At 73.5% G+C, this 17874-nt stretch carries 18 protein-coding genes; 2 read left to right on the top strand and 16 right to left on the bottom strand.

Annotated features, from left to right (window positions below):
- Positions 1-9 precede the first annotated feature (9 nt).
- Positions 10-615 carry a hypothetical protein gene (locus AB0F82_RS20660; protein ID WP_362629719.1) on the top strand — a complete coding sequence of 202 codons (606 nt, stop codon included), beginning with the start codon at positions 10-12 and terminating at the stop codon, positions 613-615.
- A 1-nt stretch (position 616) separates the two neighbouring features.
- On the opposite strand, the gene AB0F82_RS20655 is transcribed toward AB0F82_RS20660, so the two are convergent.
- The gene (locus AB0F82_RS20655) at positions 617-1606 is read right to left on the bottom strand and encodes a Ku protein (RefSeq protein ID WP_362629716.1); all 990 of its coding nucleotides are present in this window, start codon (positions 1604-1606) and stop codon (positions 617-619) included.
- A 170-nt stretch (positions 1607-1776) separates the two neighbouring features.
- Between AB0F82_RS20655 and AB0F82_RS20650 the strand changes: the two genes are divergently transcribed.
- On the top strand, positions 1777-2013 hold the full coding sequence (locus AB0F82_RS20650; RefSeq protein ID WP_362629713.1) for a hypothetical protein: 237 nt from the start codon (positions 1777-1779) through the stop codon (positions 2011-2013).
- Between the two features lie 41 nt (positions 2014-2054).
- On the opposite strand, the gene hypE is transcribed toward AB0F82_RS20650, so the two are convergent.
- The 15 genes from hypE to AB0F82_RS20580 form a co-directional block, all read right to left on the bottom strand.
- Positions 2055-3044 (bottom strand): hydrogenase expression/formation protein HypE, encoded by a 990-nt coding sequence (hypE, locus tag AB0F82_RS20645; RefSeq protein WP_362630034.1) that lies wholly within the window; start codon positions 3042-3044, stop codon positions 2055-2057.
- A gap of 70 nt (positions 3045-3114) precedes the next feature.
- Positions 3115-4254 carry a hydrogenase formation protein HypD gene (gene hypD, locus AB0F82_RS20640; RefSeq protein ID WP_356813854.1) on the bottom strand — a complete coding sequence of 380 codons (1140 nt, stop codon included), beginning with the start codon at positions 4252-4254 and terminating at the stop codon, positions 3115-3117.
- Positions 4251-4631, bottom strand: coding sequence for a HypC/HybG/HupF family hydrogenase formation chaperone (locus AB0F82_RS20635; protein WP_356813855.1), 381 nt, complete (start codon positions 4629-4631; stop codon positions 4251-4253). Before AB0F82_RS20635 ends, hypD begins: the two co-directional genes overlap by 4 nt.
- Positions 4600-7050, bottom strand: a complete 2451-nt coding sequence (gene hypF, locus AB0F82_RS20630; RefSeq protein WP_362629708.1) for a carbamoyltransferase HypF — start codon at positions 7048-7050, stop codon at positions 4600-4602. The genes AB0F82_RS20635 and hypF overlap by 32 nt, the downstream gene beginning before the upstream one ends.
- Positions 7050-7973: a hydrogenase nickel incorporation protein HypB gene (hypB, locus tag AB0F82_RS20625; protein WP_362629705.1), complete on the bottom strand. Its 924-nt coding sequence runs from the start codon at positions 7971-7973 to the stop codon at positions 7050-7052. Before hypB ends, hypF begins: the two co-directional genes overlap by 1 nt.
- Positions 7974-7976: 3 nt before the next feature.
- Positions 7977-8372, bottom strand: a complete 396-nt coding sequence (locus AB0F82_RS20620; RefSeq protein ID WP_362629702.1) for a hydrogenase maturation nickel metallochaperone HypA — start codon at positions 8370-8372, stop codon at positions 7977-7979.
- A 116-nt stretch (positions 8373-8488) separates the two neighbouring features.
- Complete coding sequence (locus AB0F82_RS38725) at positions 8489-8593, bottom strand: DUF6893 family small protein (protein ID WP_390073813.1); 105 nt, start codon at positions 8591-8593, stop codon at positions 8489-8491.
- The gene (locus AB0F82_RS20615; protein WP_356813861.1) at positions 8590-9153 is read right to left on the bottom strand and encodes a hydrogenase maturation protease; all 564 of its coding nucleotides are present in this window, start codon (positions 9151-9153) and stop codon (positions 8590-8592) included. Before AB0F82_RS20615 ends, AB0F82_RS38725 begins: the two co-directional genes overlap by 4 nt.
- Positions 9150-10595, bottom strand: coding sequence for a hypothetical protein (locus tag AB0F82_RS20610; RefSeq protein WP_436842124.1), 1446 nt, complete (start codon positions 10593-10595; stop codon positions 9150-9152). Before AB0F82_RS20610 ends, AB0F82_RS20615 begins: the two co-directional genes overlap by 4 nt.
- Before the next feature lie 17 nt (positions 10596-10612).
- Positions 10613-11314 carry a DUF6084 family protein gene (locus AB0F82_RS20605; protein ID WP_356813864.1) on the bottom strand — a complete coding sequence of 234 codons (702 nt, stop codon included), beginning with the start codon at positions 11312-11314 and terminating at the stop codon, positions 10613-10615.
- Positions 11311-11961 carry a DUF5947 family protein gene (locus AB0F82_RS20600; RefSeq protein WP_362629696.1) on the bottom strand — a complete coding sequence of 217 codons (651 nt, stop codon included), beginning with the start codon at positions 11959-11961 and terminating at the stop codon, positions 11311-11313. The genes AB0F82_RS20605 and AB0F82_RS20600 overlap by 4 nt, the downstream gene beginning before the upstream one ends.
- The gene (locus AB0F82_RS20595; RefSeq protein WP_362629693.1) at positions 11958-12485 is read right to left on the bottom strand and encodes a hypothetical protein; all 528 of its coding nucleotides are present in this window, start codon (positions 12483-12485) and stop codon (positions 11958-11960) included. Before AB0F82_RS20595 ends, AB0F82_RS20600 begins: the two co-directional genes overlap by 4 nt.
- A complete protein-coding gene (locus AB0F82_RS20590; RefSeq protein WP_362629690.1) occupies positions 12482-14266 on the bottom strand; it encodes a nickel-dependent hydrogenase large subunit in 1785 nt (594 codons plus the stop codon). The genes AB0F82_RS20595 and AB0F82_RS20590 overlap by 4 nt, the downstream gene beginning before the upstream one ends.
- 78 nt (positions 14267-14344) lie before the next feature.
- Positions 14345-15400 carry a hydrogenase expression protein HypE gene (locus AB0F82_RS20585; RefSeq protein ID WP_362629687.1) on the bottom strand — a complete coding sequence of 352 codons (1056 nt, stop codon included), beginning with the start codon at positions 15398-15400 and terminating at the stop codon, positions 14345-14347.
- A 76-nt stretch (positions 15401-15476) separates the two neighbouring features.
- Positions 15477-17219, bottom strand: a complete 1743-nt coding sequence (locus tag AB0F82_RS20580; RefSeq protein WP_362629684.1) for an enoyl-CoA hydratase-related protein — start codon at positions 17217-17219, stop codon at positions 15477-15479.
- Positions 17220-17874: the final 655 nt, after the last annotated feature.

The raw sequence follows: 17874 nt of genomic DNA, 5'->3' as shown, positions 1-17874 counted from the left end.
TGAGCTGCCATGGCACACGTGAGCGTGGAGGGGGCCGAGGTCGTCGTGCGGCTGGGGCTGCGCGAGGGCCTGGCCGCGCGGCGGCGGCAGGTACGCGTACCCGTGTCGGCGCTGCGGGAGGTACGCGTGGAGAAGAGCTGGTGGCGCGTGCTGCGCGGCCGGGCCGGTCACGGCACGTGGTCCCCGGGACGGTGTTCGGGGATTCGCAGCAGGCCCGACGGCGAGGACTTCGTCGCGGTGAAGGCCAAGAGCACCGTGCTCTGCCTGGAGCTGGACGACGGGGCGCCCTACCGCCGGGTGGCGGTGTCCGTGCCCGATCCGGAGCGGGCCGAGCGGGCGGTGCGCGCGGCCATGCCCGCGGGCGGGCCTGACGAGCCGCCCGACCCGCCGGATCCGCCGGACCCGGCCGACTCCCCGCAGCACCGGCCGCCGCTCCAGCACGAGGGCGGTACGGCCGACGACCACGGCAGGCTCCCGGGAGTCACCTCCCGGACCGGGAGCGGGCCGGGGCAACCGCCGCTCGACGACGAACGGGCACTGCGTGCCAATGCGGACCGGGTGCGGCGGGAGCACGTCGTCCGCCGCCACCGGCCGGACGGCCGCGAAGACGCGTAGTTCACGCCGCCCGGGACGGAGAGGCCAGGGCCTCGGCCAGTTCGGCGCGGGTCATGGTGGAGCGGCCGGGGATGCCGGCGGCCGTCGCCCGCTCGTACAGCTGGGCCTTGGTCAGCGAGTCCAGGGAGTCCTGCGAGTCCCGGGAGTCCTGCGAGTCCAGGGAGTCCCGCGCCTCGCCGGACGTCGGGCCTGCCTTGCGCCGGCCGCCCCCGCGGGCCCGTTCGACGCTCGCCCGCAGGGCCTCCGTGAGGTCGACGACGTTCGTGGCCTCCGCCGCGGGCTCGGCCTTCTCCACGGTCTCCCCCGCCCCCTTGGCCTTGATCAGGGCGGACACCTTGTCCTGGTAGGTGTCGTGGAAGTCCTCGGGCTCCCAGCGCATGCCGAGCGCCGTGATCAGCTGCTCGGCCATCTTCATCTCCTTCGCCCCGGCCCTCGTGCCCGACGCGGCCGGCAGGTCGGGTATCTCCTCGCGCGGGTTCCGGATCTCGTCGGCCCAGTGCAGGGTGTGGAGGGTCAGGATGCCGTCCTCCGCCTTGAGGGCGACGAGGTACTCGCGGCCGCGCATGACGAAGGTGGCGACGCCGGCCCGTTCCGCCTTCGCGAGGGCCCTCTCCAGCAGGGCGTAGACCTTGGTGTACTCCTTGCCCTTGGGACCGACGTAGTAGGTGCGGTCGAAGAAGATCGGGGCGATCTCGGCGAGGTCCACGAAGCCGCTGATCTCCAGGGACTTCGAGCGGCCCGGTGCGATGTCGTCCAGCTCGGCAGGTTCGACCAGGACGTACTCCTCGCCGGTGTCATAGGCCTTGACGATGTCGTCGAGGGCCACCTCCTCGCCGGTGCGCTCGTTGACGCGCCGGTTGCGGATCCGGTCGGAGGTGCCGCGCTGCAGCTGGTGGAAGTGGATGGTGTGGCTGTCGGTCGCGGTGTAGATGCCGATGGGGATGCTCACCAGCCCGAAGCTCAGTACGCCGGTCCACACCGGTCTGGCCATGCTGATCACCGCCTCGGCGCGCCTGGTCCCCCGTCGCCCCCGGGCGCCTGCCCGCAGGGCAGCGCCGGAAACGGCCGCCGCCGCGGCGGCGGCGACCTGCGCGTTTGGGCGGCTCCGGAGGGGTAGCCGCAAGGGCAGGACCGGCACGCACGGAAGGAGTGTGAACGGTCATGATGGGCGGCAGCACAAGGGACGAAGGCATGCAGGACGCGGGCCGTACACCGGGCAGGGAGCGCGACGAGCGCATCCGCGGCCGGTCGCCGGACCCGGAGCGGATGAGGACGGGCGGCCGCCCGCGCACGCCCGACGAGATCGCGCACGAGCGGGGCCGGGAGGACGCGACCATGCGGGACGTGATGCGGGACCTGGACGAGCAGGACCTGGACGACATGCGCGACGACCGCTGACCGTTGCGCCCACGCGGCCCCCGGACCGCGTGGGCGGGCCGTCAGCAGATGCGCGGCAGCTGCTCGCCGATCGGCAGGTCGACGACGCGGGTGCCGCCGAGGGCCGTACGGGCGACCACCAGGCCCGGGTGGGCGTCCACGGCCTCGCCGATCACCGTCGCGCCCCGGCCCAGCGGGTGGGCGCGCATGGCATCCAGTACGGCGTCGGCGTGCTCGCGCGGGACGAACGCGACCAGCTTGCCCTCGTTCGCGACGTACAGCGGGTCGAGGCCGAGGATCGCGCAGGCGTTGGCGACGGCCGCGGGGACCGGGACGCTGCGCTCGTGGATGACGACTCCGGTGCCCGAGGCGGCCGCGATCTCGTTCAGCGAGGCCGCGAGGCCGCCCCGGGTGGGATCGCGCAGGACGTGCAGGTCGGGGGTGACGGCGAGCATGGTCTGTACGAGACCGCCGAGGGCCGCGCAGTCGCTCTCGACGTCCACGCCGAACTCCAGGCCCTCCCGGACGCTCATGATCGCCACTCCGTGGAGTCCGATCCCACCGCTGACGATCACGACGTCGCCCGGCACGACCCGCTGCGGGCGCAGGTCCACTCCGTCGGGGATGATCCCGATGCCGGCCGTGTTGATGTAGACGCCGTCACCGTGGCCCGACTCCACGACCTTGGTGTCGCCGGTCGCGATCTCCACGCCCGCCGTGCGTGCGGCGGCGCCCATGGTCTCGGCGACGCGCGCCACCACGGACATCTCGACGCCCTCCTCCAGGATGAAGCCGCAGGACAGGTACGCCGCGCACGCCCCGCTCATGGCCAGGTCGTTCACGGTGCCGTTGACCGCCAGGTCGCCGATGCCGCCGCCCGGGAAGAACAGCGGGCGCACCACGTAGGAGTCGGTGGAGAAGGCCAGCCGGACGCCGCCGAGGGAGACGGCCGCCGAGTCCCCCAGCTGGGCCAGCACCTCACCGCCGAAGGCCGGGGCGAACAGGTGCTGGACCAGCTCGGCGGAGAGTGCGCCACCGCCTCCGTGGCCCATCACCACGCGCGGGCGGTCGCGCAGCGGCGCCGGGCAGGTCCAGCCCGTGATGTCGAGGGTGGTACCGGCGTCAGACAACGGGGCTCGCCTCCTGCGGGGTGGTCGCGGCGGGTACGGTCTTCAGCTCCAGCCGCCGGTAGAGGTAGTACGCGGCGCAGGCCCCCTCGCTGGAGACCATGGTGGCGCCGAGCGGGCTGCGCGGGGTGCACAGGGTGCCGAAGGCCTCGCACTCGTGCGGTTTCAGCAGCCCCTGGAGCACCTCGCCGCTACGGCACTCCGCGGGCTCCCGGGTGTTGATGCCGCTGACCGAGAAGCGGTGTTCGGCGTCGAAGTCGCGGTAGCGGGCGGACAGCCGCCACCCGCTGTCCGGGATGACGCCGATGCCGCGCCAGGCCCGGTCGGTGACCTCGAAGACGTCCTCCAGCATGGCGAGGGCCGCCGGGTTGCCCTCCGGGCGGACGGCGCGCGCGTAGGCGTTGTCGACGGTGTGCTCGCCGCGTTCCAGCTGCCGCACGGCCCGGCGTACGCCCTCCAGGATGTCCAGCGGTTCGAATCCCGTGACGACGATGGGTACGCGGTGGCGCGCGGCCAGCTCGGGGTACTCGCTCACGCCCATCACGCTGCACACGTGCCCGGCGGCCAGGAAGCCCTGGACGCGGCAGCTCGGCGACCGCATGATCGCCTCGATCGCCGGGGGCACCCGGACGTGGGAGACCAGCAGGCTGAAGTTGTGGATGCCGAGCTTCTTCGCCTGGTGGACGGTCATGGCGTTGGGCGGGGCGGTGGTCTCGAAGCCGATGCCGAAGAACACCACCTGGCGCTGCGGGTTCTCCTGGGCGATCCGCAGGGCGTCGAGCGGGGAGTAGACGACGCGTACGTCGCCGCCCTCGCTGCGCACCTGGAACAGGTCCCGGCCGGTGCCGGGCACCCGCAGCATGTCTCCGAAGGAGCAGAAGATCACGTCGGGGCGGGAGGCGATCTCCAGTGCCTTGTCGATGACCTCCAGCGGGGTGACGCACACCGGGCAGCCCGGCCCGTGGATCAATTCAACCTGTTCGGGGAGGAGTTGGTCGATGCCGTGCCGGATGATCGTGTGGGTCTGGCCGCCGCACACCTCCATCAGCGCCCACGGGCGGGTGACGGTGGCGTGGATGTCGTCGAGCAGCCTGCGCGCGAGGGCGGGGTCCTGGAACTCTTCGATGTACTTCACTGCCGGCCTTCCTGGGCTGTCCGGGCTTCCTGGGGTGCGGTGGCCTCTCCCGCGTCCGGCCCGTCGGCGAACGGCCCGTCGGCGAAGGGCCACGGGGAGTCGGCGCCGGCCTGGGCGGCCGCCTGCTCCCACGGATCGCCGAACTCCTCTTGGAGCATGCCGAGTTCCTCGAAGAGCGCGAGGGTCTGGCGGGCCGACTCCTCGTCGAGGCGCTGGAGGGCGAAACCGACGTGGACGATGGCGTACTCGCCGACCTGGAGGTCCGGCAGGTACTCCAGGCACACCTCCTTCTGCACGCCGCCGAAGTCGACGGTAGCCATGCGGGTGCCGTCCTTCTCCCCGATGTCAAGCACTCTGCCGGGTACCGCCAGGCACATGGGCTTCTCCTTGCTGTGGGTGGTGCTCCGGGGTGGCGGCCGCCGCCACCATGAGCTGGCCGAGGGACAGCCCGCCGTCGTTCGGGGGGACCCGGCCGTGACGCAGGACGGTGAACCCGGCCGCCCGCAGGGTGCGGGCGCACGCCGAGGACAGCAGGGTGTTGGCGAAGACGCCGCCGGTCAGCGCGACGGTGTCCAGGCCGTGCCGCTCTCGCGCGAGCCCGCAGAGCTCAGCGACGAGGGCGGCGACGCAGGTGTGGAAGCCGGCGGCGATCAGCCCCGGGTCGGTGCCCGCGCGTACGTCGGCCACGACGGCCGCGAGCAGCGGCGCCGGATCGGCGACGACCGGTGCGGAGGCGGCCGGTCCTGCGGCGGACGGGCCGGCGGCGGGGTGCGGCGGGACGCGCAGCCCGAAGGCGTAGTCGGGACCGGTTCCGCCCGCGCGGAGGGCCGCCGCCTCCAGTTCGATCGCCGCCTGGGCCTCGTAGCCGGCGTGGTGGCAGACGCCCGCCAGCGAGGAGACGGCGTCGAAGAGCCGCCCCATGCTGGAGGTCGGGACGCAGTTCAGGCCGCGCTCCAATTGCCTCTCCAGGACGCGCAGTTCATCTGCCGGGCAAACTGCGACGCAGGGCAGGTCCGGGGTCCGGTCCAGACCGGCCGCCCGCAGATGGGCCAGGGCCATCCGGTACGGGCGGTGCACGGCGGCGTCACCGCCGGGCAGCGGTACGTAGCCGAGGTGGGCGAACCGGGTGTACCCGGCGTAGTCGGCGAGGAGGACCTCGCCGCCCCACACCGCGCCGTCGTCGCCGTAGCCGGTGCCGTCGAAGGCGACGCCGATCACCGGGCGTTCGCCGTCCAGGCCGTGTTCCGCCATGGCGGAGGCGATGTGCGCGTGGTGGTGCTGGACGCGGACGAGCGGCCGGGATCCGGCGGCGCGCCGCGCCCACTGGGCGGAGCGGTAGCCCGGGTGCCGGTCCGCCGCGAGCAGTCCGGGGCTGACACCGGTGACGGACTCCAGCTGCCGCTCGGCGCGTTCGAGGGCGTACTGGGTGGCGAGGTCGTCCATGTCGCCGATGTGGGCGGACAGCCAGGCCCGGCGGCCCTCGCCGAGGCAGAAGGTGTTCTTCAGGTCGCCGCCCGCGGCGAGGGTCGCGGGGACCGGTACGGGCAGGGTGATCGGCAGCGGGGCGTAGCCGCGGGCGCGGCGTACGGTCAGCGTCTCGCCGTCGCAGACCCGCACCACGGAGTCGTCGCACGGCACGTGGATGGGGCGGTCGTGGGTGAGCCAGGCGTCGGCGAGGCCGGCGAGCCGCTCCAGGGCCTCGTCGTCGTCGGTGACGATGGGCTCTCCCGCGAGGTTCCCGCTGGTCATGACGAGCAGCCGGGGGCCGGGCGGGTCGCCGGGCAGCCCGAGGAGCAGGTGGTGGACGGGGGTGTACGGGAGCATCACGCCGAGGTCGGGACAGCGCGGGGCCACACCGTCGGCGAGTACGGCGCCGGGCGCGCCGGCGGCGGCCGCGGGGGCCGTCCCGTCACGGCCGTCGCGGCGGCGCAGCAGCACGATGGGCCGTACGCCGCACTGCAGCAGGGCGCGTTCCTCGGGGCCGATGTGCGCGAGCCGCTCGGCGTCGCCGATACCGCGGGCCATCAGGGCGAAGGGCTTGTCGCCGCGGGCCTTGCGGCGGCGCAGCTCGGCCACGGCGCCCGGGTGCGTGGCGTCGCAGGCCAGGTGGTAGCCGCCGAGGCCCTTGACGGCGAGGATCGCCCCGGCCGCCAGGAGCCGGCGGGCCGCGGCGATCGGGTCGGTGCCGCCGTCCGGGGTCTCGCGGGGCGGCCGCCCGGTGAGCAGGGCCAGCCGGGGGCCGCAGGCCGGGCAGGCGACCGGCTGCGCGTGGAAGCGCCGGTCTGCGGGATCGGCGTACTCGCGGGCGCAGTCGGGGCACATGGGGAAGCGGGCCATGGTGGTGTGTGCTCGGTCGTACGGCAGCCCGGTGACGATGGTGAACCGCGGTCCGCAGTGGGTGCAGGTGATGAAGGGGTGCCGGTGGCGCCGGTCGGCCGGGTCCGCGAGTTCGGCGAGGCAGTCGGCGCAGGTCGCCACGTCCGGGGAGACGAGCGTCCGGGCGGGGCCGCCGCCCCGCGATGCGGTGATCGTGAATCCGGCGCCGCCCGCGACGGGGACCTCGTGGTGGTCGACGGCGTCCACGACGGCCAGCGGCGGTGCGTCCGCCGCGAGGTGCTCGCAGAACCGCGATACGGCGGCCGGGGCGCCCTCGACCTCGGCGACGACTCCCTCGGGGGTGTTGGTGACGTGCCCGGCGAGGCCGAGTCCGGTGGCGCGCGTGTAGACGTAGGGGCGGAAGCCGACGCCCTGGACCACGCCGCGGACGGTGACCCGGCGGCGCTGCACCGGCTCCATCAGCGGGTCTGGGCGGCGGGCCGGACCTGCGGGTGCCCGTCGTCGTGCCGGTGATCGTGGTCGTGCCGGTGATCGTGGTCGTGATCGGCGCCGTGGGCAGGGGTGTGGTCGCGGGTGTGGCCGGGCCCGTGGTGGTGGTCGGACCCGTGATCGCAACCGTGGTCGTGGCCGTGCAGGTGCCCGTGGCCGTGGTCGTGGCCGTGCACGGATCCGTGGTCGTGGCCGGTCACCTGCTGCCGGCGGGCCATCACCGGGGTGTGCGTCCCGCCTCCCGCCCCCGCCGCCAGCGCCCGGTCCAGCAGGAGGCCCAGGCCCTCGCCTTTGCGGGCCGAGGTCATGACGATCTCCACACCGGGGTTGACCCGTTCGACGTTGGCGCGGAAGGCGGCCTCGTCGAACTCGACGGCCTGCGCGATGTCGGTCTTGGTGACGACCACCAGCTGCGCCAGTCCGAAGGCGGACGGGTACTTGAGCGGCTTGTCCTCGCCCTCGGTCACCGAGGCGAGCACCACCCGCAGCGACTCCCCCAGGTCGTAGCCGGCCGGGCAGACCAGGTTGCCCACGTTCTCCACGAAGAGCAGCCGGGTGTCCTCGGGCAGCCAGCCGTCCAGGTGCCGGCCGAGCATCCCGGCCTCCAGGTGGCACAGCCCGTCCGTGAGCACCTGCTTGACGGGTACGCCCGAACGGGCCAGCCGCAGCGCGTCGTTCTCGGTGGCCAGGTCCGCCGTGAGCGCGGCGACCGGTACCGATCGTTCGCGTGCCAGGAGCAGCTCGCGCTCCAGGAGCGCCGTCTTCCCGCTGCCGGGGCTGGAGAGCAGGTTGACCACCGTCGTCCCGCGGGCGGTGAGTTCCTCGCGCAGGGCTTGGGCGACGCCGTCGTTCTTGGCGAGTACCGCCTGCCGCAGATCGACCACTCGGCACATGGTTCAGGCCTCCTCGGGAATCGGTTCGCGGGTACGGGCGCCGGCGGGGCCGTCTTCCCAGCGGACGCTGAGGATCTCCAGCTCGCGGCCCGACAGCAGTTCCACGTCCGTGGCCCTGCCGCAGGCCGGGCAGCACAGCTCGGGGGGCATCCCGACGGCCCAGGTGCCGGGGCAGGTCCCGCAGCGGGCGCGGGCGGCCAGGGTTTCGGTGACGAGCTCCGCGCCGTCGAGTACGGTCCCGGCACAGGCCAGTTCGAAGCAGAAGGCCAGCGCGTCGGGCACCACGCCCGCCAGCTCTCCCACTTGGAGCCGTACGGACGTGACGGCGTGCGCGCCGCCCGCCCTGGCGGCTTCTTCCACCTGGCCCACGACGGCCATGGCGATCGACATCTCGTGCATCGGACTCCGTCCTGCCGGGGCTCATTACACCGGCGGGACGGGGGTGCGGCGGTCGGGCACGCCGGTGCGCCGCATCCCCCGTACGCCGTTCGGCGGGGGGTGCGGCGGCAGCGGGGTCACATCCGGCGCATGCGCAGGTAGCGCCTGATGTCGGGGGCGACCATGAGCATGACGGCGGTGAGGGCGGCGACGGCGGCCCCGCCGATGATGGCTTTCTTCATGGGGTTCTCCTCAGTTCGCGGCGGGGTGCGCCGGCTTCGTCGGTGGCCGGACGTTCGAGCAGGTCCAGGGCCATGCGGACGGCTTCGGGTACGGCGGCGGCGACGGGGGCGCTCAGTCCGATCCCCTCCTCGACGCAGGCCGGTTCGCAGCCGAGGACCAGCGTGCGCCGCGGCGGGGTGGCGCCGGTTCCGGCGCACAGGGCGTCCAGGAGCGCGAGCACGGTGTCGGGCGACATGTGGTGGCCGTCCAGCACGGGGCCCTCACCGGGGCCGGCGGCGGTCTGTGGGCCGGCGCCCGCACCCGCGGCCGCGCCCGACTCCGCCTCGATGAGGTAGAGCGTGCCCGGTGCGCCGCCGCGGGCGGTGGCGTCGACCAGCACGAGCGTGTCGTAGCCGTCGAGGAGCTGGTAGGCGAGGTGGACCCCGCGCACGCCGAAGTCCACCACCTCGACCCCGTCGGGCAACCGGTGCGCGGACAGGGCCCGTACGGTCTCCACGCCGAAGCCGTCGTCACCGAGAAAGACGTTGCCGATGCCCGCGATCAGGACCTTGGGGTTCACGCGCCCTCCAGCAGGGTGACCTCGTCGGGCTGGAAGTAGAGGAAGCGGCCCTGTTCCCGCCGGATGTCCGCGCCGGGGTCGTCGTCCACCGTGACCGCGAGGTGCACTCCCCCGTCGACGTCGTGGAGCACGGCTTCGACCAGGGCCGCGCGGCCGTGGAGGAAGAGGTCCTGGGCGTCGGTGCGGCGCGGCCCGGGGCGGAGCAGGACGCGACTGCCCGGGCCGACGGGGGCGCCGTCGATGGTGATCCGGTCGCGGGCCGGATCGGCGGTGTCCGCGCCGGCGGGGTCCCACCAGGGTGTGTCCGGCCTGAACACCGCTTCTTCGTCCGGGATTTCGAGGATCTGCTCCGGCCCCTCCGGGCCGGTGACCTCCCGCAGGGAGCGTACGGCGCCGTGCAGGCGCTCCAGCACCTCGGGAGGCAGGGAGTCGGCGAGGTCGATGACGGCGGCCGCCCGGGCGTCGGTGCCGCGCGCCTCGCGCTTCTCCTGGTCGGTCAGGGCCGCCGTGCGCAGGGCGAGGATCTCGTCGATCTCGGTGGCGTCGTACATGGCGCCCGCACTCTCGGGCGCGATGGCCGGGTGGTCCTCCAGGATGATCGGGGAGGACAGGACCACGTCGGCGCGGCCCGCCTCGCCTGCGAGCACCGGCCAGGTGTGGAGGTTCTGGCAGGCGGCGACGGCCTCCCTGCCCCACTCTGGCGGGTCGGTCATGGACAGGAAGGAGCCGGAGTCGAGGCCCAGCAGGAGGTGGGCGGCGACCAGAGAACGGGGCAGGGCCGCCTCCCGGTCGGCGGGGACGGCGTCGGTTACGGGTCCGGCGTCGGCGTCGGCTCCGGGGGCCCACGGGCTGGTGTTCTCCACGACGGCCGTGAGCCTGAACACCCGGTAGGCGCCGTCGAGTTCCACGGCCCGCAGCCGCAACACTCCCTCGATCTCCTCGGTGCGGCGGACCAGCCGGCCCGCCGTCCGCCCGTCGGCGCCGAGGACGGTCTCGATGTCGTCGCGGGCGGGGCGGGTGAACGGGACGGTGATGCCATCACCCGTCAACTCGGCCACCGAAACCTTCAGTTCGACATGCTCCTCGGTCCCTTCGTCCCAGGGGACGAGGACCCGGTCGGCCAGGTGCAGCTCGTCGACCTCGGCGAAGCCCCCGCCGTCCAGGGCCTGCTGGACCGTACGCCGCTGCGCGTGCAGGAAGCGCAGCTCCAGGGCGAGGCTCGCGTCGCCCTTCGGCTCCATCAGGACCTCGGTCTGCTGGAAGGCGTGCTCGCCGTGGGCGGGCCCCCACGCGGGGGGTACCAGGACCCCGAACTGCCAGCGCAGCCGGTTCTTGGCCGCGGAGGCGCGGTACGGGTAGAGGACGTACCCCTCCAGGAGGACGGCGTCCGCCACCTGCCGGGCGGCGGCGAAACGCGGGTCCGCGGTGGCCGTCGCCGCCACGCAGCCGTCGGTCGTGGTCACGGGGCCGTCCTCTCGGTGAGGCGCGGGCGCAGGGCACCCGGCCGGACGGCTCCGGGCGGGGGCGGCTGCGCGGGATCGGACGCGTCCAGCAGGGCGCGTACGGTCGCCTCCCAGGAGGCGAGCGCGTGGCGGGAGCGGTAGGCGAGCAGCTCGGCCATGGTGGCCCGGGGCAGCCGCAGCCAGCCGCAGCCGGGGAAGTGCTGCTCGACCATCTCGCGCCAGACGGCCACGGGCATCCGGTACGAGGCTTCGCGGTCCCAGGGCACCGGCTCGACCCGGAAGCCGGCTTCACCGGTGAAGGCGGTGCCGGAGAACAGCATCAGCAGCGGGACTTCGCCGTCCTCCAGGGCTTCGAAGTAGCGGGTCGCGGCGATGTCCATGTCGTAGGTGCAGGGCACGGCCAAATCCGTCTCGGTCTCCCCGGTGAAGCCGGGCACCATGACCGACACCTGGGCGAACTGCACGGGTTGGAGCGTGGTGCCCCACCGGGAGCGCTCGCCGAACAGGTCCGCGAGGCCCTCCGCCTCGGCGGGGCCGTAAGCACGGCGGGCCGGTTCGATGCGGATCTGGCAGCGCAGGGCGAGGGCGTGCACGCGGGTGTCCGGGTCGGCGGTGACGCGCAGCCGGAAGACGAGGGTGGGGCCGGCGGCGTACGGGTCGGCCCGCACGCCGGTGCAGGTGAAGTCGAAGCCCGTCATGACCGGTCCCCCGTGGGCGCGAGGGGCCTGGCCCGCCGTTCGACATCGTCGAAGAAGGCGCCGAGCGCGGCCCGCGCCTCGGCCCCTCCGTCGAAGCCCTGCCACAGCATCCGCATCCGGCCCACCAGTTCGTAGCAGGCGTCGATCGGCACGAGGTAGCAGCCGGAGCGGCCCTCCCAGCGGTGCACGAGCAGGGCTTCGGTGTCGGGTTCGAGCAGGGCGGCCAACGGCCCGCCGTCGAGGACCTGCTGCCATGTCTGCGGATCGAGTTCGCTCTCCGTCGCCCCGGCCGGGCTGGGGTAGAGCGCGACCAGCCGGTCCAGGGCGGCGTTGCGGAAGAAGAAGGCGACGCCGACGGGGATTTGGAGCCGTTCCCACACCCCGTCGTCGAGCCGGTGCTCCGGGTCGGTCAGGTAGCGGTCGGGGACGGCCCGGTAGCGGCCGGTCCGGGCGCCGGGGCGGTCGAACAGCAGGGAGCAGGCGGTGCAGGCGCAGACCAGCGTCCGCTTCTCGGTCTCCACGAGGTGGCGGTGCCCGGCGGGCACCACCACCCCGCACAGCTCGCAGGTCTCGGGCCGGGGCGGGCGCGGCCCGGCGAACCGGCGCAGCCCGCGCGGGCCCTGCGTACGGGCGGCGGGCCGGCTCACGACACCCGTGCCGGGCTGTGCGGCCGGGTGCCGATCTGCAGCAGCGCGGGCTGCGGGTCCGTGGCGGGCTCCATCTCCACGCTCGTCACCTCGGGGGCGAAGCAGGTCAGGGTGTCCTCCAGCGTGCGCCGGGCGGTTTCCGCCCCGCCGGGCCCGCAGCCGCAGCCGGTGGGGGCGGCCGCGGGGCGCAGCCGCAGGACACCGGTGGCCTCGTCGAAGCCGAGCAGCTCCACCGGGTCGGGGGCGGCGGCCAGGGCGCGGGCGATCCGGGTGTGCACGTCCTCGGGGTGCAGGCCGTGCAGGGAGAGCAGGCTCGCCACGAGCTCGTCGTCCGCGGCCGCCGCCAGCGGGCCGTGCCCCAGCTTCGCCGCGATCCGGGCGAGCCCGGCACCGTAGAACTCCATGAGCACCCGCACGAGTTCCTCGGCGGCCTCGCACGCGGCGCGGTCCCCGGTGGCGGCCAGCCGGTCGAGCACCTCCTCGACGCGGCGGCCCGCCTCCCGGGCGTCGACGGCCGCGCTCATCCGCCCAGTCCGCTCAGGCCGGTGGGGACGTGCATCGTCTTCACGGTCCTGCCGCCGCCGACGTACATGTGGACGCCGCAAGGCAGACAGGGGTCGAAGCTGCGCACGGCGCGCATGATGTCGATGCCCTTGAAGTTCTCCGGGGTGTTCTCCTCGAAGATCGGGGTGTTCTGCACGGCGTCCTCGTACGGTCCGGGCGTGCCGAAGGTGTCGCGGGTGCTGGCGTTCCACGGAGTCGGCGGGTAGGGGTGGTAGTTGGCGATCCTTCCGTCGCGGATGACCATGTGGTGCGAGAGGACGCCCCGTACGGCCTCGGTGAAGCCGACGCCGATGGACTCGTCCGGCACCTCGAACTTCTCCCAGGTCTGGGTGCGGCCCGCGCGGACCTCGGCGAGGCCCTTCTCGGCGCAGTGCAAGGCGATGGCGGCCGCGTACGCCTGGAAGTAGGTGCGGGCGCGGTTGCGTTCCAGCGCGTTGCTCCACTTCGGGATCTTCCACTCGAAGCGGGTCTCGGGTTTGGTCATGGTGCGGGGCAGGTTGATGACGACGCTGTGGCCGGTGGCCTGGACGTAGTCGGTGTGGACGAGGCCGGACAGGGCGGTGGACCACAGGCGGGCGATGGGGCCGCCGCCGGTGTCGAGGGCGAGGTGGTCCTTGCCGTCGAACCAGCGGGGGGACATCACCCAGCTGTACTTGTCGTCGAAGTTGCGCTTCTGCGGGGCGGGGATGGTGTGCTGGTTCCAGGGGTGGCGGGGGTCGACCGGGTTGCCGAGCGGGTCGTGCGTGACGAACTGCTCCTGGCCCTGCCAGTCGTCGTAGTACGAGCTGCCCAGCAGGATGCGGATGCCGAGGTTGATCTCGGTGAGGTCGTTGGTGACCAGCTTGCCGTCCACGATCACGCCCGGGGTGACGAACATCTTCCGTCCCCAGTCGGTCATGTTGGCGTACGTGAAGTCGCAGTACTCGGGGTCGTTGAGCGCGCCCCAGCAGCCCAGCAGCACCCGGCGGCGGCCGACCTCCTCGTACCCGGGCAGGGCCTCGTAGAAGAAGTCGAAGAGGTCGTCGTGGAGCGGGACGACGCGCTTCATGAACTCGACGTACCGCATGAGGCGGCTCATGTAGTCCGTGAAGAGCTGGACGGAGGCGATGGTGCCGACGCCGCCCGGGTAGAGGGTGGAGGGGTGCACGTGGCGGCCCTCCATCAGGCAGAACATCTCGCGCGTGTAGCGGCTGACCTGGAGGGCCTCGCGGTAGAACTCGCCCTCGATGGGGTTCAGGGAGCGCATGATGTCGGCGATGGTCTTGTAGCCGTGGTCACCGGCGTGCGGGGCCTCGGTGCGCTCGGCGAGTTCCAGGACCCCGGGGTTGGTCTCGCGGACCATCTTCTCGCAGTAGTCGACCCCGACCAGGTTCTCCTGGAAGATGTTGTGGTCGAACATGTACTCCGCCGACTCGCCGAGGTTGATGATCCACTCGGCGAGGTGGGGCGGCTTCACCCCGTAGGCCATGTTCTGCGTGTAAACGGAGCAGGTGGCGTGGTTGTCGCCGCAGATCCCGCAGATGCGGCTGGTGATGAAGTGCGCGTCGCGGGGGTCCTTGCCGCGCATGAAGACGCTGTAGCCGCGGAAGACCGACGAGGTGCTGTAGCACTCCGCGACGCGCTTCTGCTTGAAGTCGATCTTCGTGTGGATGCCGAGACTGCCGACGATCCGGGTGATCGGATCCCAGGCCATCTCCACCAGGCCGCTGCCGTCGCCGGCCGCCTTCGTGTTCGGTGCCATCGTGTCTGCCGTGACCCTTCTTCGGTGCGTTCGGTGCGTTCGGGGCGTGTCTGCCGGGGTGTGGGAGGAACGGGGCCGTCACCAGGGCGGGCGGTAGCCCGTGGTCAGGCTGCGGCCGGTCCGCCGCCACTTCGGCTCCTCGTCCACGGTGTGGGCGGTGACCGACCGGAGCTTGCGGACCAGCGCCCCGTACGCTCCGCTGGCGGTGGTGGAGACCTTCGCGCCGGGGGGTTCGTCCATGAAGGGCATGAACTTGTCGGGGAACCCGGGCATGGTGCAGGCGATGCAGATGCCGCCGACGTTGGGACAGCCGCCGATGCCGTTCATCCAGCCGCGCTTGGGGACGTTGCACTTCACGACGGGGCCCCAGCAGCCCAGCTTGACCAGGCACTTCGGGGAGTCGTAGGTGTGGGCGAACTGGCCCTGCTCGTAGTAGCCGGCGCGGTCGCAGCCCTCGTGGACGGTCGCGCCGAACAGCCAGGTAGGGCGCAGCTTGTCGTCGAGGGGGATCATCGGGGCCGATCCCGCCGCCTGGTAGAGCAGGTAGGTGAGGGTCTCCGAGAAGTTGTCCGGCTGGATGGGGCAGCCCGGCACGCACACGATGGGGATGCCGGCCTGCGACTTCCAGTCCCAGCCCAGGTAGTCGGGCACGCCCATGGCACCGGTCGGGTTGCCCTCCATGGCGTGGATGCCGCCGTACGTGGCGCAGGTGCCGATGGCGACGACGGCGAGGGCCTTGGGGGCCAGCCGGTCGATCCACTCGCTGGTGGTGATGGGCTGGCCGGTCGCCGGGTCGTCGCCGAACCCGCACCAGTAGCCCTCGGGCTTGATCGACTCGTTGGGGATCGAGCCCTCGACGACCAGGACGAAGGGGTCGATCTCGCCGCGCTCGCCCTTGAAGAACCACTCGATGAAGGTGTCCGAGCCGCCGACCGGGCCGCATTCGAAGTCGATCAGGGGCCAGTGCACGGCGATCTTGGGGAGACCGGGCAGGGTGCCGGTGACGATCTCCTCGATGCTCGGCTGCATCGCCGCCGTCAGGGACACGGAGTCGCCGTCGCAGCTCAGACCCGCGTTGATCCAGAGGATGTGGATCACGGGGTCTTCGACCGGGTCCTTCGTCACTGCGGCCATGCGCTGCCTCCTCGGGGAGGGGATCAGGGGTGTGGAGGGGGTGGGGAGGCGGTCTGCCTCGGCCCCACGTTTCTTGCTAACAGCTGCCGGGGCCCGGCGCCGCGTCTGGTACGGCCAGTCCAGTGACGCAGCGCCGGTTCGCGGCGGCGCGGGTGAGATGGGGCGGGGTGGCCGCGGGGCGCTCCTTGCGCACGAAGGCGCGGCGCAGGGCGTGGTAGGAGGCGTCCGGATCGAAGAAGGTCCGCCGCATCCGCGCCAGCTCGGCGGCCCGGTAGGCGGCCAGCGGCCGGCGCCCTTCGTGGAGCTCGCGGGTGGCCTTCTTCGCGGCGGTCCGGGACGCGGTGGCCGGCAGGGCGGCGAGCCGGACCGCGAGGCGCTGCGTCTCGTCGGCGAAGTCCCCGGGCGCGCACGGGACCGTACGGTCGACCAGCCCCAGCCGGTGCGCGGCGGCGGCTCCCAGCGGCAGCGCCTCGGAGGTGAGGCGCACCGCCAGGCCGGAGCCGACGCGCAGGGGCAGGGTGTACGTCCAGTACTCGGAGCCGTACAGCCCCATCAGGCGGTAGTGCGGGTTCAGGACGACGCCGGAGCGGCACCAGACCTCGTCGGCGGCGAGGGCCAGCATGGCGCCGCCGGCGGCGGCGTTGCCGCCGAGGGCGCTGACCACGAGGCGGTCGGTGGTGGTGAGCACGGCCTCGACGAGGTCGTCCATGGCGTTGATGTTGGCCCAGGACTCCTCGGCGGGGTCGTCGGCGGCCTCGATGACGCCCAGGTGGATGCCGTTGGAGAAGAAGTCGCGGCCGCCGCCCAGGACGAGGACGGTGGTGGGGCGGGCGCAGGCGGTCCGGTAGGCGTCGAGCAGGCGGCGGCACTGCGAGGTGCTCATCGCGCCGCCGGGGAAGGAGAATGTCAGGAAGCCGGTCCGGCCTTCTTCGTGGTAGCCGATGTCGGACCAGGCGGGGCGGTAGGGGCCGCTGTCGGGCGGGGCGGGGAGTTCGGGCAGCGGGGGCAGCCGGTCCGCGAGGGCGAGGGTCGCGGGGAGCCTGGGCGTGGGCGGTGCGTCCGGGGCGCGGGGGGCGCGCAGCTCCGGGATCCAGACGGCCCCGTCGGTCGTGGCGCGGCAGACGGCGCCGGCCCGGGTGGCGAGCAGTTCGCCGGGGTGGCCGCGCAGGTCGTCCTCGCGGCGGCCGCCGTGCAGGAACCAGTCCGTGCCGAGAAGGTGGTCGCGTACGCCGGGCTGCGAGTCGGCGGCGCGCAGGACGCGCAGGACGCGCTCGGTGCTGTCCGCCGACCAGTCGATGCGGCGCTCGTCCTGGCGAAGCAGCGGCCGGGCCAGGCCGCCTTCCTGGGGGCGCGGGACGTACGTACCGGAGGCGAAGCGCTCCACGGCGAGCAGGACGGCCTCCAGCGCGGCGTCGGCGATCTCGCCGCGGTAGAAGTCGCTCTTGCCGACGGGTGGCACCGGGCAGTCGGCGGTGGCCCAGACGTCCCCGGCGTCCATCTCGGCGTTGGCCTGCAGGACCGTGACCCCCCATCGGGTCTCGCCGTCCTGGACGGCGCGGTCGAGGGAGGAGGGGCCGCGGTCGCCGACCGGTCCCGGGTGGACGACGAGGCAGGGGTACGCGGCCCAGACGTCCTCGGGGATGGCGGTGCGCAGCATCGGCGCGAGGACGAGGTCGGGGTGGTGGCGGCGTACGGTGTCGGCCAGCGGGGTGTCGGGCGCGGCCAGTTCGACCGCCACCCGGTGGCCGTGGTCGCGCAGCTCGGCGTGGACTCGCTGGGTGAGGCTGTTGAACGCGCTCGCGACGAGCAGGATGTACACGTGGTCTCCCGGCGGCGGCCCGGAGCCGCCGCGGTCGCGGTGCCCGGCCTGGTCGGCCGGCTGGTGACCGGAGCACGACCGGCCGCCTGCGATGCTCGGCCACGGCGGGGCGGCTGCGGCCGAGGCCGTGCGGCGTTGTCACTCGAAAGCGCAGCGGGGGCGCCCGCTCGGCCCATCCCCTCGCCGGGGGAGCGGGCGGCTCCGGATCGCCCTGCGACCTCCCTCAGCGGGGCGGGCAGGTTCGGACGTCCGGCGGACCGGTTCGCAGGGTCGGGATCCGGGCGCGGCGCCCTTCCTTCGACGGGGCGGGCGGGTTCGGATCGTGATGCGGACCAGTCCGTGAATCGGGATGCGGGCGCGGTGCGGGCCGGTCCGCGGGGCCGGGCAGGGGTGTCTCCTCGGCTCGGCGCGTGCGAGCCATCGCGGCTGTACCCGGGGGTCGCGCGCTCGTCCTGCGGGGACACCCCTCCCCGCCCCCGCTCCCCAAGCGTCGGGTCCCGCTCCGGGGAACCGCCCAGTCGGCCCGGGGGCGTCTTCGGGGCACTGTCGGAGCCCTGCTGTGGGGCGGGGACACGGCGGAGTGTCCCCGCAGGACGAGGCGCGACCACCGGGTACCACCGCGACATGCCCGCGGGCGCCGAGCCGAGGAGACACT

Source organism: Streptomyces virginiae (assembly GCF_040638905.1).
Taxonomy (GTDB): Bacteria; Actinomycetota; Actinomycetes; order Streptomycetales; family Streptomycetaceae; genus Streptomyces; species Streptomyces virginiae_B.
The sequence above is the reverse complement of the archived record's forward strand: the minus strand, read 5'-3'. Positions and strand labels throughout refer to the sequence as shown.